Origin of the sequence: Allopseudospirillum japonicum (genome assembly GCF_900108915.1) — a bacterium.
Taxonomy (GTDB): Bacteria; Pseudomonadota; Gammaproteobacteria; order Pseudomonadales; family Halomonadaceae; genus Pseudospirillum; species Pseudospirillum japonicum.
This window is the reverse complement of the sequence record NZ_FNYH01000003.1, coordinates 111,579-133,610: the sequence shown is the minus strand read 5'-3', so window position 1 is coordinate 133,610 and position 22,032 is coordinate 111,579. Positions and strand designations below refer to the sequence as shown.

At 47.4% G+C, this 22,032-nt stretch carries 21 protein-coding genes; 5 read left to right on the top strand and 16 right to left on the bottom strand.

Annotation, left to right across the window (positions count from 1 at the left end; translation table 11 throughout):
• Nucleotides 1–25: 25 nt before the first annotated feature.
• The 14 genes from rpoS to rpsB all read right to left on the bottom strand — a co-directional run bounded on the left by rpoS (nt 26) and on the right by rpsB (nt 12,761).
• Entirely contained in the window at nt 26–1,057 is a 1,032-nt protein-coding gene (gene rpoS / locus BMX05_RS04465) for an RNA polymerase sigma factor RpoS (protein ID WP_093308772.1), read from the bottom strand.
• A 133-nt stretch (nt 1,058–1,190) separates the two neighbouring features.
• Entirely contained in the window at nt 1,191–2,177 is a 987-nt protein-coding gene (locus BMX05_RS12560; protein WP_143051941.1) for a peptidoglycan DD-metalloendopeptidase family protein, read from the bottom strand.
• Nucleotides 2,178–2,262: 85 nt separating this feature from the next.
• Nucleotides 2,263–2,883, bottom strand: a complete 621-nt coding sequence (gene rnhB, locus BMX05_RS04455) for a ribonuclease HII (protein ID WP_093308770.1) — start codon at nt 2,881–2,883, stop codon at nt 2,263–2,265.
• 5 nt (nt 2,884–2,888) lie between these two features.
• Nucleotides 2,889–4,076 (bottom strand): lipid-A-disaccharide synthase, encoded by a 1,188-nt coding sequence (lpxB, locus tag BMX05_RS04450; protein WP_218138980.1) that lies wholly within the window; start codon nt 4,074–4,076, stop codon nt 2,889–2,891.
• Between the two features lie 19 nt (nt 4,077–4,095).
• Nucleotides 4,096–4,878, bottom strand: a complete 783-nt coding sequence (gene lpxA, locus BMX05_RS04445) for an acyl-ACP--UDP-N-acetylglucosamine O-acyltransferase (protein WP_093308768.1) — start codon at nt 4,876–4,878, stop codon at nt 4,096–4,098.
• Nucleotides 4,875–5,315, bottom strand: a complete 441-nt coding sequence (fabZ, locus tag BMX05_RS04440; protein WP_093308881.1) for a 3-hydroxyacyl-ACP dehydratase FabZ — start codon at nt 5,313–5,315, stop codon at nt 4,875–4,877. Before fabZ ends, lpxA begins: the two co-directional genes overlap by 4 nt.
• Nucleotides 5,316–5,443: 128 nt before the next feature.
• A complete protein-coding gene (gene lpxD / locus BMX05_RS04435; RefSeq protein ID WP_093308767.1) occupies nt 5,444–6,493 on the bottom strand; it encodes a UDP-3-O-(3-hydroxymyristoyl)glucosamine N-acyltransferase in 1,050 nt (349 codons plus the stop codon).
• Nucleotides 6,494–6,542: 49 nt separating this feature from the next.
• Nucleotides 6,543–7,718, bottom strand: coding sequence for a 1-deoxy-D-xylulose-5-phosphate reductoisomerase (gene ispC, locus BMX05_RS04430; RefSeq protein ID WP_093308766.1), 1,176 nt, complete (start codon nt 7,716–7,718; stop codon nt 6,543–6,545).
• A gap of 14 nt (nt 7,719–7,732) precedes the next feature.
• Nucleotides 7,733–8,533 (bottom strand): phosphatidate cytidylyltransferase, encoded by an 801-nt coding sequence (locus BMX05_RS04425; protein WP_093308765.1) that lies wholly within the window; start codon nt 8,531–8,533, stop codon nt 7,733–7,735.
• 59 nt (nt 8,534–8,592) lie between these two features.
• Entirely contained in the window at nt 8,593–9,303 is a 711-nt protein-coding gene (gene uppS, locus BMX05_RS04420; RefSeq protein WP_395855005.1) for a polyprenyl diphosphate synthase, read from the bottom strand.
• Between the two features lie 163 nt (nt 9,304–9,466).
• The gene (frr, locus tag BMX05_RS04415) at nt 9,467–10,024 is read right to left on the bottom strand and encodes a ribosome recycling factor (RefSeq protein WP_093308763.1); all 558 of its coding nucleotides are present in this window, start codon (nt 10,022–10,024) and stop codon (nt 9,467–9,469) included.
• Between the two features lie 2 nt (nt 10,025–10,026).
• Nucleotides 10,027–10,761 (bottom strand): UMP kinase, encoded by a 735-nt coding sequence (gene pyrH / locus BMX05_RS04410; protein ID WP_093308762.1) that lies wholly within the window; start codon nt 10,759–10,761, stop codon nt 10,027–10,029.
• 159 nt (nt 10,762–10,920) lie between these two features.
• Nucleotides 10,921–11,796, bottom strand: a complete 876-nt coding sequence (gene tsf / locus BMX05_RS04405; protein WP_093308761.1) for a translation elongation factor Ts — start codon at nt 11,794–11,796, stop codon at nt 10,921–10,923.
• Between the two features lie 224 nt (nt 11,797–12,020).
• On the bottom strand, nt 12,021–12,761 hold the full coding sequence (gene rpsB, locus BMX05_RS04400; RefSeq protein WP_093308760.1) for a 30S ribosomal protein S2: 741 nt from the start codon (nt 12,759–12,761) through the stop codon (nt 12,021–12,023).
• Nucleotides 12,762–13,102: 341 nt separating this feature from the next.
• Between rpsB and map the strand changes: the two genes are divergently transcribed.
• The 4 genes from map to BMX05_RS04380 all read left to right on the top strand — a co-directional run bounded on the left by map (nt 13,103) and on the right by BMX05_RS04380 (nt 18,182).
• Complete coding sequence (map, locus tag BMX05_RS04395; RefSeq protein ID WP_093308759.1) at nt 13,103–13,900, top strand: type I methionyl aminopeptidase; 798 nt, start codon at nt 13,103–13,105, stop codon at nt 13,898–13,900.
• A gap of 14 nt (nt 13,901–13,914) precedes the next feature.
• A complete protein-coding gene (locus BMX05_RS04390) occupies nt 13,915–14,214 on the top strand; it encodes a YciI family protein (protein WP_093308758.1) in 300 nt (99 codons plus the stop codon).
• 373 nt (nt 14,215–14,587) lie between these two features.
• Nucleotides 14,588–15,994, top strand: coding sequence for a glutamate--ammonia ligase (glnA, locus tag BMX05_RS04385; RefSeq protein ID WP_093308757.1), 1,407 nt, complete (start codon nt 14,588–14,590; stop codon nt 15,992–15,994).
• Nucleotides 15,995–16,268: 274 nt separating this feature from the next.
• Nucleotides 16,269–18,182, top strand: coding sequence for a methyl-accepting chemotaxis protein (locus BMX05_RS04380; RefSeq protein WP_177166794.1), 1,914 nt, complete (start codon nt 16,269–16,271; stop codon nt 18,180–18,182).
• A gap of 88 nt (nt 18,183–18,270) precedes the next feature.
• Here the strand turns inward: BMX05_RS04380 and BMX05_RS04375 are convergent, their stop codons facing one another.
• Complete coding sequence (locus BMX05_RS04375; RefSeq protein WP_093308755.1) at nt 18,271–19,542, bottom strand: O-acetylhomoserine aminocarboxypropyltransferase/cysteine synthase family protein; 1,272 nt, start codon at nt 19,540–19,542, stop codon at nt 18,271–18,273.
• Nucleotides 19,543–19,648: 106 nt separating this feature from the next.
• Between BMX05_RS04375 and radA the strand changes: the two genes are divergently transcribed.
• Complete coding sequence (radA, locus tag BMX05_RS04370) at nt 19,649–21,025, top strand: DNA repair protein RadA (RefSeq protein WP_093308754.1); 1,377 nt, start codon at nt 19,649–19,651, stop codon at nt 21,023–21,025.
• Here radA and pgeF read toward each other — a convergent pair.
• Entirely contained in the window at nt 21,017–21,778 is a 762-nt protein-coding gene (gene pgeF, locus BMX05_RS04365) for a peptidoglycan editing factor PgeF (protein ID WP_093308753.1), read from the bottom strand. The genes radA and pgeF overlap by 9 nt on opposite strands.
• Between the last annotated feature and the right edge of the window lie 254 nt (nt 21,779–22,032).

The following is a 22,032-nucleotide window of genomic DNA, read 5'->3' as shown; positions in this document are numbered from 1 at the left end:
CCTTTAGGGCGGGGAAGATGTCAGATTAAGATAGGACAGCATCCTCAGATAAGCCGTGTTTTTCCACAAGGCGTCGTAAGCGTCGCAAAGCTTCCACTTGAATTTGACGCACACGTTCACGAGTTAAACCAATTTCTGCGCCAACTTCTTCCAAGGTTGCAGGTTCATGGCCTTGTAAGCCAAAACGGCGCACGACCACTTCCCTTTGTTTGGCAGGTAGTTCGCTTAGCCATAAGTGGACATAACCTTTAACGTATTCTTCTTGAAGCGAATTTTCCGGATCATGTTCTTCAGAATCACTTAAGGTGCTGATCAGAGGTTTATCTTGCCCATTACTGACAGGGGTATCAACTGAGCTGACCCGCTCATTATAAACCAACATCTTTTTTACTGTAGCGACGGGTTTATCTAAGTATTCGGCAATTTCCTCTGCGGTGGCCTCATGGTCTAACGCTTGGCTTAATTCGCGAGCAATGCGCAAATACTGATTGAGCTCTTTCACTACATGGATAGGTAAGCGAATGGTACGGGTTTGGTTCATCAAAGCGCGTTCAATGGTCTGGCGTATCCACCAAGTGGCATAAGTGGAAAAACGAAAGCCACGTTCAGGATCAAATTTTTCTACCGCGCGAATTAGTCCTAAGTTCCCTTCTTCAATCAAATCCAGCAAAGACAGCCCGCGGTTGTTGTAGCGCCTTGCAATTTTTACGACCAGACGCAAGTTACTTTCAATCATACGTCGCCGGCTATCTGCATCCCCTTGACGCGCTAAACGTCCGTAATAGACTTCTTCCTCTGCACTTAACAAAGGCGAAAAGCCAATTTCGTTCAAATACATTTGGGTTGCATCAAAGCCTTTTTGCCATTCGTTTTCTCGGCTCAGGGCTTGCTCAAATTCGTCACTGTCTTGGCTGCTGGCTTCTTCCTGTTCAAGATCAATTAAATCATCTTCTAGATTAAACGCTTCCTCATCAACATAAGCATCCTTGGCTGGATGAGGTGGCGTATGATCTGGATGAGAGGAAATGCTTGCATGTTTGGCTTGCCGCGAACTCATGTCTAATCCCCTTTGTACCTAGAAATGAAACTCTATTCCGTACCCTGTTGATACGTTTCGATAAATTTTTGTTGTTATTATTAAAAAGCCCAGGTAGTCCCGCCTAGGAGTGCCCTAGGCGTTAAGTGATAGACTAGGATTTTGGCAGAAGTTTCAACGGATCTATGGGGTTACCATTTTCACGGATTTCAAAATGGAGCTTGATTTGATCCGCACTCGTTGCCCCCATGCGCGCAATGACTTCTCCCTTAGCGACTTCTTGACCTTCCTGCACTAAAAGTTCGCTATTATGTCCATAGGCGCTAAAGTAGCGGTCATTATGTTTGAGAATGACAAGATTACCATATCCACGTACGCCACTACCTGCATATACCACGATCCCCGGCCCTGCTGCTTTGACAGCTTGCCCTAGCTTCCCGCTAATATCAATCCCTCGGTTGAGGCTATTTTTTAAATCAAAACCACTAATCACCTTACCTTGTGTTGGCCATGCCCAAGCAAAATTTTCTTGTAAACCTTTCACCACAGGCGGGCTTGCTGGCTCGGCAGCCGGTGTCTGAGTTTTGCTGCTTGTCTCTGTTGCAGTGGGCTTAGGAGGGCTGACTTCCACCTTGGTTGGGGGCGGTGTCACTTGTGGTTGAGGCGGTGTGTTTACCTCAGGTGTTGGCGGCAGGGGAGCGGGTGCTTTTGTTGCTGGTTGCGGACTTGGTGGCAGAGTTTCGGGTTCAGATAAAGGATAAGTAGGCGTATTGGTCTCTGTGAGTGGATACGTTTGTGTGGGGGAGCTTGCCGGTGCCACTTCGGGTTGCTGTATGCTTGTCGATGGCGGTGCTACAGGTTGAGGTGATGCTGTTTGGTGAGATGTATTCGCTGATAAAGCACGCGGATTCAAACGTAAGGCTTGTCCAGGATAAATCGTGTAAGGTGCGCTAATCCCATTATAAGCGGCGATATCACGATAATCACGTCCGTATCCCCAAGCAATCGAATACAAGGTATCGCCTTTTTGCACGATATGCACAGACTTGTCCACATAACCGTAAGGGTCACTGAGATCGGCGACAGGCGCATAATTATATGCTTGTTGTGCACAACCACTCACCAAAGTACTGGTGATCACTGCTGCGCAAAGCCAAAGTTTGGAAGTTGTTAGCCTTGATGTCCTCACCACTGTAAATTTCCTCACTGTTGGCTGAGTGAGACGTTTATCCCACAGAGCCTGTTAACACACGGGCAACAGGTGCAAAAGAGCGTCTATGTTGTGCCAAAGCACCATAAGTTTGTAAGGCTGCTAAATGTTCTTTAGTTGGATATCCCTTATGGCGTTCGAAGCCATATTCAGGGTGCTGCTTGGCTAAGGCATACATGGCTTGATCTCGAGTGACCTTCGCCAAAATCGAAGCGGCAGCAATCGCCGGATGTTGGCTATCCCCTTTCACCAAGGCTTGAGCCGCACAAGGACATTGCGGGGGAACACGATTACCATCAATCAACGCAAAATCTGCCGCTGGCTTCAGCTGTAGTAACGCGCGCCGCATCGCTAAAAAGCTAGCCTGCAAAATATTGATTTGATCAATCTCAGTTGCACTAGCTTCTGCAATACCATAGGCCAATGCTTGTTGCCGAATCACAGTAAATAACGCATCGCGTTTTTTTTCACTGAGTTTTTTTGAGTCTTTAAGCCCTGCAATCGGGCGTTGTGGGTCCAAAATCACTGCGGCTGCAACCACAGATCCTACCAAAGGGCCACGCCCCACCTCATCAACACCTGCAAGGTATTGACCGGGGAAACTTAAATTGACTGCAGGGAAATGTGCATAGGGCATGTTCTTTAATCCATCAATTCTGCAATCGCAGCGGCCGCGGTAGCACTGGCATCTTGTCGGAGTCTTTGTTGAATCTGTGCGCACTGTTCACGCCAGTGGGCACGCTGCTCAGGATGGACGAGCCACTGTAATAAATCTTGAGCTAAATGTTTGGGCGTTGCGGCATCTTGCAAACGTTCTGGGATTAAAGGGGCTTGTGCAAGTAAATTAGGTAAACTGACATAAGGGATTTTGACTAAACGTTTTGCCAGTTGCCAAGTTAAAGGGGCAAGCTGATACGCGACCACAGAAGGGGTATGACATAAACTAGCTTCCAAAGTCACTGTGCCTGATGCCAATAAAGCGACATCCGCTGCGGTGAGCACTTGCGTTGCATGGCCTTCAATTACATGTAAACGCGGCAAATAAAATAAGCGACATAAGATGGCTAACTCTTGTGCCCTTTCTGGTGATGCTGCGACTAAAACAAAGTGTGCATGGGGATAAAGATGGCTTAAGCGTTGTGCGGTGCGTAAAAATAAACTGCCCAAGCGGGCTATTTCACCTTGACGCGATCCAGGCAAAAGTGCAATCACCGGGCGGTCTTGTAGCTGAAATACTTGATCTAAAGGCGCAGGCTCAGGTAAAGGACGCTGTGCAAAGGGAGCTAGTTGATTTAAATCTCGGCGTGCTTGTGCTTGGTCTGGATATAGGGGTAAAGCATCCGCCTGTGGGTGGCCAACAAAGCATACAGCTTGCTGATGTTGGCGGTAAAAATCCGCTTCGAAAGGCAAGAGCGTCAGCATTAAATCCACACTTTGTTTAATCGTGTGAATACGCCCTTGTCGCCAAGCCCATACAGATGGGCTGACATAATGCACACTGGGGATGCCGGCGGCTTTAAGGCGCTTTTCTAGACCAAGATTAAAATCTGGCGCATCAATGCCAATGACCAAATCCGCACGCCAAGTTAAAGCAGCACGAATCAGGTGGCGGCGTATATGCATCAAACGCGGTAAGTGCTTTAGAACCTCAACTAATCCCATTACTGATAAGCTTTCTAGCGGGAATAGAGATTGCAGCCCCGCCGCTTGCATTTGGCTGCCGCCAATCCCTTGAAATTCTGCTTGTGGGTAGACCTGTTTTAATGCACGTAAGAGGCTTGCACCTAACAAATCACCTGAAAGCTCACCAGCAACGACAAAGATTTTCACACCTACTCCCAAATACTGGCTAACGCACCACGCCTCGGGTGGAATCTTGCAAAGAGCGAATAAAACAGGCCAATTCAGGGCTGGTTTCTTCTGCTTGAATCGCCATCAATTGTTCTAATGCTTGTTGCACGGTAAAGCCTTGGCGATAGACGATTTTATAGGCTTGACTGAGCAAATGAATGGCTTCACGGCTAAAACCTCGGCGTTTTAAGCCCACTAAATTAATGCCGTGAGGTTCTGCTGGGTGGCCACTGACCAACACATAAGCTGGGATATCCTTGGTGATAATCGAACCACCGCCACACATAGAATGCGCGCCAATCCGGCAAAACTGGTGTACCGCAGACAAACCACCAAGAATAGCGAAATCATCTAAGTGTACATGACCACCTAAAGTGGCTTGATTGGCCAAAATACAGTCATTACCAATTTGGCAATCATGGCCGACATGCGCATAAGCCATAAATAAATTACGATGGCCAATTCGTGTGGTGCCTGCATCTTGCAAAGTACCTCGGTTGAGGGTGACCCCTTCACGGATCACATTGGCATCGCCAATTTCTAGGTAGGTGGCTTCTCCCGCATATTTTTTATCCTGCGGGTCTTCTCCAATACTTGCGAATTGGAAAATACGGTTATCCTTACCTAAACGGGTATTTTTTTGAATGACCACATGGGAGGCAATATGGGTGTGATCCCCAATAACGACCTCAGGTCCAATACAAGTGTAGGGGCCGATGTGGACGCCTTCGCCTAATTGAGCGCTTGGGTCAATTAAGGCTGTCGGATGAATTAAACTCAAACTTTACGCTCCGCACATAAAATTTCGGCTTCACAAGCCACTTCACCATCGACAAGCGCACGACAGGCAAATTTCCAGATACCGCGCTTCTCGCGTAATACGCGCGCTTCAAGGCGCAATTGATCTCCAGGTAATACCGGACGTTTAAAGCGGACTTGGTCACTGCCTACGAAATAGTAGATATGGCCATCACGCGGCAACTTATTGACGGTTTTGAATCCTAAGATCCCTGCAGCTTGTGCCATAGCTTCCAAAACCAGCACGCCGGGCATAATCGGATGATGCGGAAAATGGCCATTAAAAAAAGGCTCATTAATCGTCACATTTTTATATGCCACAATCGACTCACCGAGACTCAGTTCTACCACACGGTCAACGAGTAGGAAAGGATAGCGGTGAGGTAGATATTCACGAATCTCATTAATGTCCATGACCATTGTTTCAGGAAACCTCTGCATCATCAAGCAGCTCTCTTTATGCTTTTGCCTGTGAGAAAGCCGACAGTCAAATCAATATTTACAGACCTTAAGGGCCGCAACTGTACCATAGAAGCCTTTTGAAGGCTTTACTTCTTGTGTGCATCTTGTGTCTGCGTCAATAAACGTTCTAAGGTCTGTACCCGTCGCGCTAGAGTATCTAATTGTTTAAAACGTACCGCGTTTTTACGCCACAAAGCATTGGGCATGGCGGAGGTTCCCGAAGAGTAAACACCCGCTTGTTCAATGTGGTTGGTCACCAAAGACATGCCTGTTACTTGTACGCCATCGGCTAAACGTAAATGACCTGCTAAACCAACGCCGCCTCCAAGCAAACAATGGGAACCCACTTGGGTCGAACCTGCAATGCCGACACAGCCAGCGAGCATAGAATGTGCCCCTATATGGACGTTATGGGCAATTTGCACTTGGCTGTCGATCTTGACCCCTGTACCTATGTAAGTATCTTCTAAAGCACCGCGATCAATACTGGTACAAGCACCCACTTCAACCTCCGCCTCTAAAACTACAGCGCCAAGTTGAGCGATCTTGTGCCACTTTTGACCATCATGGGCAAAACCAAACCCATCTGCACCAATGACCGCACCACTATGGATAATGCAGCGCGGCCCCACACGGACTTGATGATATAAGGTCACATGCGGATATAAGCGTGATTGCGCACCGATCACAACGTGTGCACCGATCACAGAGTGTGCGCCTATATAGACGTGTTCTTCTATGATGGCATCGGCTTCAATCACCACCCCAGCTTCAATTCGAGCGCTAGGGTGGATCTGCGCACTGGGATCAATCACGGCACTTGGATGAATTGCGCCTTGTGTTTGTGGCTGAGGTGCAAAAGCCTGGGATAAGCGTGCGTAACTTAAATAAGGATTGTCTACCACTAAGGCTGCGCTTGGACAAGCTGTACGTGCAGATTCGCGTACAATCACAGCGGCCGCTTGTGTGCTAGCCAGTTGGTGCTGGTAATGGGGGTTGGCAAGAAAAGCGACTTCATCCGCTGTCGCAGCTTCTAAGGTCCCTAATCCATGAATGAGGATCTCCGGATCCCCATACAAGGTGGCGCCTAACATCTTTGCAATAGCGCCCAAGGTGAAACTGGGTTGTGTTTGCATATACACCAGCCCTCTTAATCAATCGCGTATGGATGCTTGTCAGCAAAAATTACCATTTGGCTATCACTTGTCGAGCGTAGCGACGTGCTTGTTGATCTTGTGCCAAAATAGTTTCTAAGGTGTGCGCACCTGTATTGGGTATTTGCTGCAAGACAGCATCCACCGTTTGCGCAATCTGGGTAAAACCGATTTGGCCTTGTAAAAAGGCACTGACTGCTTCCTCATTGGCTGCATTGAGGTGTGCAGGATGGCAGCCACCAGCTTGAAAAGCAGCCTGCGCGAGGGCTAAACAAGGAAAACGTTCTGTATCAGGCGCAGCAAATTCCAAAGCGCCCATCTGCCACCAATCAAGCGCTTTTACACCCGCATCAATACGCTTTGGCCAAGCCAGTGCATGGGCGATAGGGGTACGCATATCCGCTTGCCCCAGCTGGGCTAGTACAGAACCATCTCGATAAGCCACCATTGAATGGATCACACTTTGTGGGTGAATCACCACCTGAATGTATTCTGGGGTGGTTGTAAATAACCAACAGGCCTCGATCAGCTCTAAGCCCTTATTCATAAGGGTCGCTGAATCAATAGAAATTTTTGGTCCCATCGACCAATTCGGGTGCGCGAGAGCTTGTTCTGGGGTGACTTCTAATAACGCTTGTGCACTATAAGTACGGAAAGGACCGCCTGATGCTGTGAGGAGAATTTTCTCTATACCCAAATCCTGTAAGGTATGGGCTTGATAATTTGGCGGTAAGCATTGAAAAATCGCATTATGCTCGGAATCTATCGGCAAAAGTTGCGCTTGGTGTTGTTGGCAGGTGTGCATAAAAAGCTCGCCTGCCATCACTAAGGCTTCTTTATTGGCCAATAATACGCGCTTGCCGGCTTGTGCTGCTGCAAGTGTGGGCACTAAACCTGCAGCACCGACAATCGCTGCCATCACAGTATCCACTTCGGGCGCTTGCGCAATCTCAACCAGGGCTTGCTCGCCGATTAAAAGCTGAGTTTCTGGGATTTGCGCTTGTAACGCTTGCCGTTGACTGGCATCGGCGGCAACCAAGACTGCATATTGGGGACGGTATTGTTGGCATAGCGCAATGAGCTTATCGGCTTGACGGTATGCACTCAGGGCAAAAATACGGTAATTTTGCGGATGCTTGGCGATGACCTGTAAGGTGCTGTGACCTATGGAACCTGTCGCTCCGAGCAGGGTGATATTTTGTGGCATAAGGCAAATCTCACTTACAAACTGCTGAGGGTGTAAAGCAACATAAAAATAGGAGCTGCAGCAGTGAGGCTGTCAATACGATCTAAAATACCGCCATGACCAGGTAATAAACGGCTGCTGTCTTTTAAGCCGCGATAGCGTTTGAGCATACTTTCTAGTAAATCGCCTAAAACGGAAGCCGCTGTCGTTAAGGCTGTGATTAACCATAAAGCCATGCCTTGATGTGCATTTAAATCCATCGCAGGGACGGCAAGCCAAGCTAAAAGAGACGTTGCCACCAAAGCTCCCCACACACCTGCCCAAGATTTCCCCGGACTGACATAGGGAGCAAGTTTGGCTTTGCCATAACGTCTACCGCTAAAATAGGCTGCAATATCTGCAATCCAGACCAGTAATAATAAATACAGCAACCAAGCTAAACCGGCTTGATGATGCAATAAAATCAAACCTGCCCAACAGGGTAATAAAACCGCATACCCCATCAATAAACGTCGCTTACGCCCGTACCAGTGTCGACTGAGTTGGGGATAGGTCATCACCCAAAATAGGGCCACCGGCCAGAAGAAACCCGCCAGCCAAAGCAGGCTTTCTAATGACCAATGGCTGCTCCACCAAAGCCCTGCACCTATGGCAAAGCTGGCAGCATAAACAAGGCGCCCTTGTGAGGAAATACCGGATAGATCAGCCCATTCCCAAGCAGCCAAGGTCGCAATCAGGCCACAAAATAAGGCAAAAGGAGTGCCATCCAAGAGCAATAACCCCCATAAAGCAAGGGGTACGAGAAATATAGAAGTAAGAATACGTTGGCTGAGCACGGGTTAAGATCCTAAGGAAAAGTAAAAGCACAAAGCCGCCAAATTAGCCTAACTTGAGCTTAAGATCCATGCGTTTGCTCATCTGGGCTGACAACTTGTTCACAAGTGCGCCCAAATCGCCGCTGGCGTTGTTGATAATCTGCAATGGCGGCATGAAAGGCGGCTTGGTCAAAATCAGGCCAGAATAAAGGCGAAAAGTAAAACTCTGTATAGGCAAATTGCCAGAGTAAAAAGTTACTGATGCGTTGTTCGCCGCCGGTACGGATACACAAATCTGGCTCAGGAAACTGGCTCAGGCTTAAGTAAGGTGCGAAATCTTGTGCTTGAATATGCTGTGCTTGAATCTGGCCATCAACGGCAGCTTGCGCGAGTTGGCGCGCAGCTTGCGCAATATCCCAGCGCCCGCCATAGTTAGCTGCAATCACCAGATGCAAATCTTGATTGGTCGCGGTGAGGTGTTCCGCCTCTTGAATCGCTTGTTGGATTTCCGAGGAAAAGGCACTGCGCTCACCGATGACATGTAAACGGATGTGATGTTTATGCAAGCGTTTGACTTCACGCCGTAATGCCAGCAAAAACAACTCCATTAATGCGGAGACTTCTTTTTTGGGACGTTGCCAATTCTCGCTTGAGAAGGCAAACAAGGTGAGCACTTGCACCCCTTGTTGCAAGGCGGCCTCAACCACAGCACGCACAGACTTTACACCGGCTTGATGGCCGGCGATACCTGGGCTTTTGCGTGCTTTGGCCCAACGATTATTGCCGTCCATAATGATGGCAACGTGTTTAGGCACAAGGAGGTTGTAAGATCCAGTGTCTGTAGAGGAGAAACTGGCGGAAGATAAAGCGCGTGAATCCGACATGGAAAAGCAGCCGCAATCTAAGATCCTAAGTAAGCCTCCTCAACAGGAGGCCAATTTACAGCCTGAAGGCTTAAATTTGCATCAGGTCTTCTTCTTTAAGCTGAAGGACTTTCTCCACTTCCGCGATATATTTATCCGTCAGTTTTTGGATGTCGTCTTGCGCACGGCGCTCTTCGTCTTCAGTAATTTCCTTATCTTTTAATAAGGCTTTCAAGTCATTGTTAGCATCGCGACGAATGTTACGAATGGCGACACGGCCATGTTCGGCTTCTGCTTTGGCTTGCTTGATATAATTTTTACGGGTTTCTTCCGTAAGTGCTGGCATGGGCACGCGAATTAAGCCACCCGAAGTGCTTGGGTTTAAGCCTAAATCTGAGGTGAGAATGGCTTTTTCAATCGTGGGTACCAGATTTTTTTCCCAAGGAGATACAGACAAGGTGCGCGCATCTTCCACATTGATATTGGCTACTTGATTTAAAGGGACATCACTACCATAGTAGCTGACTTTCACCGCGTCTAAAATGCTCGGGTGCGCACGCCCTGTACGAATTTTATTTAAGGCCGTATGCAGTGCCTCAATACTTTTGCTCATGCGAGCGTCAGCGTCTTGTTTGATTTGATTGATCATGCTTATTCGCCTCTATCGATCAAGGTACCTTCTCTACCACCTACCACGACGTTCAGCAAAGCCCCTGACTTATTCATATTAAAAACACGCACTGGCATAGCATGATCCCGTACTAGGCAGATGGCGGTAAGATCCATAACTTCTAACTTTTTGTCTAGGGCATCGTCATAGGTGAGACGAGAATACTTTACGGCATCCGGATATTTCACTGGGTCTTTATCATAGACACCATCCACCTTGGTTGCTTTGACGACAACATCTGCATCAATTTCAATGCCTCGTAAGCAAGCAGCTGAATCTGTAGTGAAAAACGGATTACCCGTCCCTGCAGTAAAGATTACCACATCTCCGGAAGTAAGATAACGAATCGCAGTACGGCGGTCATAATGTTCGACAACACCACTCATAGGAATAGCTGACATCACTCGGGTACGAATATTGGTACGCTCAAGTGCATCACGCATCGCCAGACCATTCATCACAGTGGCTAACATGCCCATATGATCACCTGTCACACGTTCCATACCGGCAGCGCTTAAAGCAGCACCTCGAAAGAGGTTACCTCCACCGATCACCAAGCCAACTTGCACGCCGATCCCCACTAATTGGCCGATTTCCAATGCCATACGATCAAGCACTTTGGGATCAATGCCAAAATCTTGATCACCCATAAGGGCTTCCCCGCTGAGCTTCAGTAAAATACGTTTGTACTTAGCGTTATTTTCTGATGTAGGCATAGGATTCTCCACTAACTAGGTAAGGCTCAGTTAGGCTTGCTAGATGCTTTTAGCTTAACCTGAGAGGGGCGATGATCATTATCGAGATACAAATTAGCCTAGAGAAAGCCTCTAGGCTAGAGACAAGTTGGCTTGATCCCAAATGGGAACACGCAAGGCTTATTTGTTCGCTTGTGCGGCTTGCTGACGTACTTCTTCAGCAAAATCAACTTCTTGCTTCTCGATACCTTCGCCTACTTCAAAGCGTACGAAAGCAACGACTTCGCCGCCGGCTGCTTTAACAAAAGCCCCTACAGTTTGATCTGGGTTTTTGATAAAGGCTTGTTCGGTCAAGCTGTTTTCTGCCAAGAATTTTTTCAGACGGCCGCCAACCATTTTTTCAGCGATTTCGGCAGGTTTGCCCGCCATATCAGGTTGTGCAAGGATAATTTCTTTCTCTTTATCCAGCACTTCTTGAGGCATATCGCTTGGCTTAGCCACTTGTGGATTCACCGCAGCAACGTGCATGGCCACGTCTTTTGCCACTTCAGAATTGCCACCAGCGAGCAAGGTCAACACACCAATACGGCCACCGTGAACATATTCACCAACCAATTGGCCTTCACCAGCTTCCACTAGGGTTGCACGACGCACACTGATATTTTCACCGATTTTTTGTACTAAGGCTTGGCGTGTTTCTTCAAGACCTTCAGCCATCAAAGCGCTGATATCAGTTTGCTTGTCGGTAAATACTTTATCTAAAACCGTGTTACAGAAGGCTTTGAAGTTATCATCGCGGGCAACGAAATCTGTTTCTGAGTTGATTTCTAGCACCACACCATAGCTAGCATCTTCAGCTACGCGAGTGAGGATGGCACCTTCAGCAGCAACGCGAGAGGCTTTTTTAGCCGCTTTCATTCCTGAAGATTTACGCAGGTTTTCAATCGCTAACTCGATATCGCCTTCGGCTTCCACAAGGGCTTTTTTACATTCCATCATGCCCAAGCCTGTACGCTCACGCAGTTCTTTCACCAGCTTTGCGCTAATTGCTGACATGCTCTGTCTACCTCTTTGCAAGGAGTGAATTGAATCAAAAAGGAGTAAAATCCAGTTTAAAAAAGGGGGCCTAAGCCCCCTAAAGCTCGTTAGAGCTCATGTTCGTGTCGTCTTAAGATCCGCGTGTAAGCTGACCTTAGGCGGCTGCCAATCGTATGTTCACAATCGCCATACTATAGCTTGCCTTGCCCGCATGACAAGGGATTGACAGTCTTGAAACCTGCTTACTCTGCAGCAGATTCGCTGGCTTCGTCTGCAGCAACTTCGACAAACTCGCTAGGTGTGGCATCTTTCGCTTGGTTACAAGCATCAGCAATGGCTTTCACATACAGGTGAACGGAACGGATGGCGTCATCGTTACCTGGGATGATGAAATCAACACCATCTGGATTGCTGTTAGTATCAACAACCCCAATCACAGGGATACCTAGTTTGTTGGCTTCATTCACAGCAAGACGCTCATGATCTACGTCGATCACGAAAATAGCGTCTGGCAAACCGCCCATATCCTTGATACCACCGATAGAACGCTCAAGCTTCGCCATTTCACGATGCGCCATAAGCACTTCTTTTTTCGTCAGCTTCTCGAAAGTACCATCTTCTTGCATGGTCTCAAGCTCACGCAAACGACGGATTGACTGACGAATCGTTTTATAGTTGGTGAGCATACCGCCCAACCAACGGTGGTTAACAAAAGGCATACCAACGCGGTTGGCTTCTTCTTTGATCACCTTGCTGGCAGCGCGCTTAGTACCAACAAACAAGACTTTGTTTTTGTTGGTCGCTAGCTTCTCAGTAAAGGCTACTGCTTCATGCAAAGCTGGCAGTGTCTTTTCTAAGTTGATGATATGGATCTTGTTGCGCGCACCAAAAATGTACTTGCCCATTTTTGGGTTCCAGTAACGTGTTTGGTGGCCAAAGTGTGCGCCTGCTTGCAATAGGTCACGCATGGTGATCTGAGACATGATAACTCCTCAATATTTATCTTGGGTTAGGCCTCCATATACCCCATGATCCAACCCGAGGGCACCCCGAATCATGTGTCGGTATATGTGTGACTTTTTGGGAAAACGCTTATTGAAGATAAGCTAGGAACATGGATAGACTTAGGTTGCCTTTCCGCGAGACTTGTCTTACTCTGGTCAACCCAGCTAATAAGCGCGCGCCTTTATATCATAAAGCTCCGACCAACGGAACCCCCTTCTTCGGGTTCTCTCTGCTGTGCAAACCTCAAAGTGAACCAAATACTTAAGCTAAGTAAGTATATTTAAATAGGCTTGCTAGCTGAATTTATGGAAATTTTTCAATGAATATACTGATTAAAACCCCAGAAGAAATCGAGAAAATGCGCACCGCAGGTCGCTTAGCCGCGGAAGTGCTGGAGATGATCGCACCTGATGTACAAGTTGGGGTCAGCACAGAAGCGCTTAATCAAAAGTGCCATGACTATATTGTCAATCAGCAGCAAGCTATTCCTGCACCCTTAAATTATCATGGCTTTCCAAAGTCGATTTGTACTTCAGTCAATCATGTGATTTGTCACGGGATCCCCAGTGAAAGTAAGCGTTTGAAAAAAGGCGATATTATTAATATTGATATCACTGTAATTAAGGATGGGTATCATGGAGATACTAGCGCCATGTTTTGCGTGGGCGAGCCTTCCATCTTGGCAAAACGTTTAGTGGAAGTGACTCAACAAAGCTTATATGCCGCGATTGCTCTGGTGAAACCTGGAACACGCTTATCTGAGATCGGTGCTTTAATCCAGGATATCGCAGAAAAAGAACGCTTTAGTGTAGTGCGTGAATACTGCGGACATGGGATAGGCGCAGGCTTCCATGAAGATCCGCAAGTGCTGCACTATCGTGGCTATACCAAGCACACGGATTGCGTTTTGCAAGAAGGCATGACCTTCACCATTGAGCCCATGATTAATACAGGAAATCGTCATTGTAAGTTGTTAAAAGATGGTTGGACTGTGGTCACCAAGGATCATAGTTTATCTGCCCAATGGGAACATACTTTGTTGGTGACCTCGACGGGGTGTGAAGTGCTGACCTTGCGCCAAGATGAAACCTTGAGCCTGCCTGATCCAGCCAAATAAAAGGAACAAAGAAGATGCTATTTGCCATTATCAGTGAAGATGCCCCCAATACCTTGCAAGCGCGTTTAGCAGCACGCCCAGCCCACCTAGAGCGCTTACAAGCTTTGCAAGCGCAAGGGCGCTTGGTATTAGCAGGCCCGCATCCAGCGATTGCTAGTGAAGATCCAGGCGAGGCCGGTTTCAGTGGGAGCTTGGTGGTTGCTGAGTTTCCCACTTGGGAAGAAGCAAAAGCTTGGGCCGCAGCCGATCCTTATCAGCAAGCCAAAGTTTATGCCAAGGTTACGGTGAAACCCTTTCGTCAAGTGCTTCCTTAATTGCCTGAATTATTAAGATTTTTGATTTTAATGTTCTAATGTGGTGCGTTTTTTTGTATGCATCACCAAAATAGCGCACTTTTTGTCTTGTGTATTGCGGTGAACTGAATACAAAGAGATAAAAGGGCGCTTTTTTGTGCGCTTGCACAAGGAAGTCTCTGCCTAAAACTTTGGATTTCCGCTATAGTGAGCACGTCTTGTTCACCTTAAGCAGCAAAATGTGCATTTTTTTTGGTTGATTTGCACTATTGGCATACCCCTTGCTTTAGATTAGGGCAAGAAAAAGGGCCGCACTATTTAGTGTTGGTCCCTAAGATAGCAATAAGCGCCACTTGCAAGTGTACGCACCTAAAAAGCTCCATTGGAGGATGATATGTCTGAGAAAACTCTGGGCCTGATCAAAGAACATAATGCAAAATGGATCGACTTGCGTTTCACGGATACCCGTGGTAAAGAGCAGCACGTCACCATTCCTGCGCGTACAGTTGACGAAGAGTTTTTCGAGTCAGGTCAGATGTTTGATGGTTCATCCATCGGCGGTTGGAAAGGTATCAATGAATCCGACATGATCATGATGCCAGACGACGAAAGCGCGGTATTAGATCCTTTTACAGAAGAAGCGACCATCAATCTACGTTGCGACATTATCGAACCTTCTACTATGCAAGGTTATGAGCGTGACCCGCGTTCTGTGGCACGTCGTGCGGAAGCTTACCTCCAGTCAACTGGCATTGGGGATCGTGCACTCTTTGGTCCTGAGCCAGAATTTTTCATTTTTGACGACGTGAAATGGAAGCAAGACATTTCAGGTTGTATGTACCAAATCGATTCAGAAGAAGCGGCATGGTCTTCTGATGCCACGATTGAAGGCGGCAACTTGGGTCACCGTCCACGTGTAAAAGGCGGTTACTTCCCTGTTCCTCCTGTAGATTCTTCTCACGATCTACGTGCGGCCATGTGTAATGCTATGGAAGCTATGGGTCTGGATATCGAAGTACACCACCATGAAGTGGCTACGGCGAACCAGTGTGAAATCGGTGTGGGTCCTAACACCCTAGTGAAGAAAGCTGACGAAGTGCAAATCCTGAAGTATTGTGTCCACAACGTGGCGCATGCTTACGGCAAAACAGCAACCTTTATGCCTAAGCCTTTGGTTGGCGATAATGGTTCTGGGATGCACGTCCACCAGTCTATTAGCAAAGATGGCGTCAACTTATTTGCTGGTGATTCCTATGGTGGCCTGTCTGAAATGGCACTGTACTACATCGGCGGTATCATCAAGCACGCAAAAGCCTTAAATGCGTTCTGTAACAGCTCAACGAATGCTTATAAGCGTTTGGTTCCTGGCTTTGAAGCGCCTGTAATGCTGGCTTACTCTGCGCGTAACCGCTCTGCGTCGATTCGTATTCCTTACGTGTCTAGCGCGAAAGCTAAGCGTATTGAAACCCGTTTCCCTGATCCATCGGCTAACCCTTACTTGTGCTTCTCTGCACTCTTGATGGCTGGTTTAGACGGTATCATCAATAAGATCCATCCTGGCGATGCGATGGATAAGAACTTGTATGACCTACCTGCAGAAGAAGCCAGCCAAGTGCCGCAAGTGTGTGGTACTTTGCGTGAAGCTTTGGAAGCTCTGGATAAAGACCGTGAGTTCCTCACTGCGGGTAATGTATTTACTAACGATATGATCGATGGCTTTATTGCCTTGAAGATGGAAGAAGTTGAGCGTGTCGAGCAAACAACACACCCTGTTGAGTTTGATATGTACTACTCTGTATAAACCATCTTTGTACAGTTAAATATGAAAATGCCAGTGAAATCACTGGCATTTTTTTTATTGAGATGAAAGGTGGCAAGAGTCATAAAAATGTCATTTAAAGCGGTTAAATATATAAACATGTATTTTAATGAAATTTTTTTGTAAAAAGTGCAGACAAAATTTTAACCTGTGTTAATTTTATTCATTATGGAACTGTTTTTGCTAATAGATAATGGATTAAGGAGAAGTTTAACCTGCTAGGATGCCCAAGCCTTTGATTGCGGGATCTTTTCTGATGAGCTTGAAACACAAAATCTTCCTAAATTTACTCTTGGCTTTGTTGCTAATTAGCGCACTCTTAACTTATAGCAGCTATCGTGAACTGAAAGCACAAGGATTAAGCCATCTAGAAATACAAGCCGATAGTTTGCTCACTAGTGCCGAACTTATGGTGGGCCAGTGGGTGCAAGGTAAGCTAGATACCCTAGAAGGCTTGACCACTTATATTCAAAAGTACCCGCAACAAGATCCTCTCGATGTGATGCACCATACCAACACCAGCGGCCAGTTTGATCTGACTTATATTGCTTATGAGGCCGATGGCAGCTATGTGTTTACCAATCCCAAAATTACCCAAATTTTGCAAGATAAAGGCAACTATGATCCTAGGGTACGCCCCTGGTATCAAGAAGCTAAAAAGGCGCGCACACCAATAGTCACTGCGCCCTATATTGATGCAACTTCAGGGCTTTTGGTGCTTTCGATTGCTCATAGTGCTTATGTCAATGGCAGCATGTATGCAGTCACCGCAGCTGATTTGAGCTTAAGCCATCTGATCGCCAGCATTCAAAAAATGAATGCTACTTTGCAAGGGCAAGGGACTTTAGTGCTCACAGATGCTAGCGGGGTGATTTTGGCGCACCCTGATCCAAGTTTAAGTATGGCGCCCTTAAGTCGCCTTGGGTTAGCTGTGGACAACGAACAAGCATTGCAACAACTGGCCAGTGATAGCGATCTAAGCTTGCAGATTTTACAGGGTCAAGCTCCTGCTTGGGTACAGGTACAGGAAGTGGCAGGACACAGGTTTTATCTGCTACTGATCATGCCAGATGCTGTGGTGCAAGCGCCTTTACAATCTTTATTACTTGAACATGTTTTAACTGCAGCGGCGCTGATCCTCGTTGCCTTTCCTATCCTGTTATGGATTTTACAGCGTTTGCTGGCACCTCTTACTCAAATCGCACAAGCCATGCATGAAATCGCCCAAGGGAATGCGAATTTGACGCAGCGTTTGCAAGTCAAAACGCAAGATGAAGTGGGGAACTTGGCACGTAACTTCAATACCTTTGTCGGTAGCTTGCAAGTGACCTTACAAGATGTGCAGCGTCTAAGTGGCAACTTACGTGAGCTTGCAGACTCAGGTTTAGCCGCTACAGAGCGCACTGATGTGCAAGTACAACAGCAACTGCATGAAGTCGCTGCGGTAGCGCATGCGATGTCAGAGCTTGAACTGGCCACCCAAGATATTGCTTTATGTGCGCAAGAAACCTCAGCAGCGGCCAATGCAGGTACACAAGCCAATCAGGAAGGGCAGGCACAGGTTACGCATAATCGTCAGGCAATGCACACCTTAACCCAAGAAATTCAAGCCGCAGCTCAAGTGATTGATAGATTAAGTTTGGATACGCAAGGGATTACAGGGATTTTAACGAAAATCCAAGATATTGCTGAGCAAACGAATCTACTGGCACTTAACGCCGCCATTGAAGCCGCGCGCGCTGGTGAACAAGGTCGGGGGTTTGCTGTCGTTGCCGATGAGGTGCGTGTCTTATCACAGCGTACGCAAGCGGCCACTGAAGAAATTCAGCGTATGTTAAGCCAGTTACAAGTGTCCTCACAAGAAGCAGTACAACGGATGCAAAAAAGCCAGTGTGAGGCGGAGCACAGTGTGCAAAGTGTGGAGCAAGCGTATCAACTTTTGCTCGAGCTAGCACAAACAACAGATAAAATCGGTGCGGGTGCAGATCGTACTTCGGTCGCGGCTGAACAGCAGCAAAAGGTCAACACACAAATGAGTATGACCAGCACCCATATTCGCCAGCTTGCCGATCAATTAGCACAAGATGCAAGCCAAGGACGCCAACGTACCCAAGAGTTGCATCAGTTGGCAGATCGCTTATATCAAGGGATTAATAAGTTTCAGTTGTAGGGGATAAGTCATATAGGATGGGTAAAGCGCGGTGACATCTATCAACCTCGCTACCCATCCTATTTTTTTGCTGGGGTTAGTTTCCCACTTATATTGACGCCGCCAAGGCTTGCTCTAAATCGGCCAATAAATCATCAATATGCTCAATACCGATGGAAAGGCGCACCATATCTTCACTGACACCTGCTGCTGCGAGCTCTTGTGCATTTAGCTGGCGGTGGGTGGTAGCCGCTGGAATCGCCGCACAGCTTTTCGCATCGCCAATATTCACTAAACGTAAAATGAGCTGGAGTGCATCGTAAAACTTGATGCTGGCATCACGTCCACCTTTCACCCCAAAGCTTAAAATACCGGATGCACGTCCTTGCATGTATTTTTGTGCTAGGGCGTGATCTTTATGTTCTTTAAGACCGGCATATTTTACCCAACTTACCTGTGGATGTTGTTGTAAAAATTCGGCAACTTTTTGCGTATTCTCGCATACGCGTTCAATGCGCAGGCTGAGGGTTTCTAAGCCCTGCATAAGGTTCCAAGCACTTTGCGCCGCCAGCGCAGCTCCCATATTCCGTAAAGGCACTACACGCGCACGAGCAATAAAAGCTGCTGCCCCGACATCTCGGGTATAACTCACACCATGATAAGAAATGTCTGGCTCATTAAGTAGTGGGAAACGCTCGGCATGTTCTGCCCAAGGAAAACGTCCAGAATCTACAATCACACCGCCGACGGTTGTTCCATGACCCCCGATATATTTGGTAGCCGAATGCACGACAATATCTGCACCTTGCTCAATCGGACGCCATAGAAAAGGGGTAGGGACTGTATTATCGACAATCAGGGGTACGCCTGCAGCGTGGGCAATGTCTGCAAGGCGTTCAATATCAACTAGGCTACCGGAAGGGTTACCAATGGATTCGCAGTAGATGGCCTTGGTGCGCTCGTCAATTAAAGCGGCAATGCCGTCGAAATCATCTTTATCCGCAAAGCGCACCTGAATCCCTTGGCGTGGCAAAGTATGTGCAAATAGGTTGTAAGTACCGCCATACAGTTCGCTCATCGAAATGATATTATCACCCACTGAGGCGATCGTTTGGATGCTGTAAGTAATTGCGGCCATCCCAGAACTCACGGCTAAAGCAGCGATACCGCCTTCTAACGCAGCCACGCGTTGCTCTAACACATCACAGGTTGGGTTCATAATGCGGGAGTAAATATTGCCCTGCACTTTTAAATCGAACAAGTCAGCCGCATGCTGGGCATCATCAAAACTAAAAGAGGTAGTTTGATGAATTGGGACTGCCACCGCATGTTGGTTGTCTGGGGTATAGCCATGATGTAAAGCGAGGGTTTCGCGTTTCATTGTCGATTTTCCCTTATTTTGGTTATTAAAATCTGCATCATTTATAACTTTTAACTTATAAAAACGCAAATTTCCTGATTGAACACGTCTTTTGAGTAGGCAGAGTATGGCAAAAGCGAAAGCAAAAAGCGCCTTTGTATGTAGTGAATGCGGCGCAGATTACAGCAAATGGCAAGGCCAATGTAGCCAATGCCATGCATGGAACAGCTTACAAGAGATGCGTCTGGCTGCCAGCCCCAATAGGGCACTGAAAGATGCGCGTTCAGGCTTTGCTGGGGCGACCAGTACACAAGTACAAACTTTGGCTAGCATCGATTTGCAGCAAATTCCGCGTTTTTCTAGTGCTTGTGCTGAGTTTGACCGTGTATTAGGTGGTGGCTTGGTGCCAGGTTCTGCCATTTTATTAGGAGGGCATCCAGGGGCAGGGAAATCAACTTTGTTGCTACAAACTGCCTGTCAATTAGCACAGGCGTATCCTGTGCTCTATGTCACAGGAGAAGAATCGCTACAACAAGTCGCCATGCGTGCGCATCGTTTGCACTTACCAACCCAAGGCTTGCAAATGCTAGCAGAAACTCATGTAGAGGCTTTGCTGGCGGCGGCTCAAGCCGTACAACCCAAAATCCTGATTGTCGATTCAGTCCAGACCCTTTATTTAGAAGAGCTGAGCTCCGCACCTGGCAGTGTGGCGCAGGTCCGTGAATGTGCCGCCTTATTGACCCGCTTTGCGAAACAAACCCATACCGTCTTGCTGTTAGTAGGCCATGTCACTAAAGACGGTAGTTTAGCTGGACCCAAGGTGCTTGAACACATGATGGATGCCTCCTTATTGTTAGAAGGGGAGAGTGATTCACGCTATCGTACCTTGCGCGCTCATAAAAACCGTTTTGGTGCGGTGAATGAGTTGGGTGTTTTTGCGATGTTGGATACAGGGCTCAAGGCAGTCAAAAATCCGAGTGCTTTGTTTTTAACACGCTCACAGGCTCAAACCTGTGGCAGCGCCGTGATGGCAACTTGGGAAGGCACCCGCCCTTTATTAGTCGAAGTACAAGCCTTAGTGGATGAATCTTCCCTAGGCAATCCACGGCGGGTGGCTGTCGGCTTGGATGCTAATCGCTTGGCGATGTTGCTGGCGGTTTTGCATCGACACGGGGGGCTTTTTACTGGGGATCAAGATGTATTTCTTAATGTCGCCGGAGGGATTCGCGTACTAGAAACCAGTGCGGACCTTGCGGTCATTTGTGCTGTGGTTTCCAGTTTGCGACAGATACCTTTAGCTGCTGATTTATTAATCTTTGGTGAAGTTGGCCTATCGGGAGAAATCCGCCCTGTGCCCTCAGGGCAAGAGCGTTTAAAAGAAGCGGCCAAACATGGATTTAAGCGAGCATTAGTGCCACAAGCCAATTTGCCGCGTGAGTCTTTACCTGATATGCAACTCATCGGTGTCACTTGCCTGCAAGAGGCGCTTGAGCACCTAGGCTGATTCAGGTTCTGCTAACCAAATGACACTCGCCATACGCCCAGTACGCCCTTCACGACGATAGGAATAAAAACGTTGGGTATCGGTAAAGGTGCAAAAACCACCGCCATAAATGTGATGCACGCCCATCGCTTGCAAGCGTTGACGGGCCAACTGATAAATATCTGCCATAAAATAATTCAAGCGGTAGGGGCTTGGAGTAAAAGCATCCGCTAGACGAGGATCAATTTGGGTAAAAGTTTCACGGACTTCTGGGCCCACTTCAAAAGCTTTCGGGCCAATGGCAGGGCCTAACCAAGCCAATAGATATTCGGCTGGTGTATGAAAAGCGGCAACACTGGCTTCAATCACGCCAGCGGCTAAACCACGCCAGCCTGCATGGATCACGCCTACCTGATCTCCTGCTTGGGTGCATAAAAAAATAGGTAAGCAATCTGCGGTTAAGACCACACAAGCATACTCAAAGCTAGTGCTGACACAAGCATCGGCTTGCGGTGGCACCTTAACTCCTTGTGGCCAATCCGTGATGACTTGATTTCCGTGTACCTGATCTAACCACAGTAGAGGTAAGCCCACTTTTTGTTGCAGCAGGAGGCGGCATTGCTCAACCTCTGTGCTGTTATCACCGACGTGATCGCCTAAATTAAAATGTGCAAATGGGGCTTGGCTGGGGCCATGTTCGCGTGTTGTCACTAGGCTATGTACAGATGCGGGGGCTTTCCAATGTGGATGAAGACAGGTGGGTAAGCTGGGCATAGCAAAAGACTCCCTAAAAATGAGAATAATTCTCAAAAAAAGCTTGATCCTTAAATAAGAAGTGTTATCATTTATCTCGTGGTCAGGAAACAGGGTACTTGACCACATATAACCCAAGTATAGGCGGTGGGAAAGGTCAGGTTCCTGCTTATTTTTTAAGGTCTTACACTTAGGTTATCTCCTCATCATCAAGCTAATCACGGTCTTTTTGCCGCCTTGTTTTGCAAGGCGGCTTTTTTTATACGCAATATTGA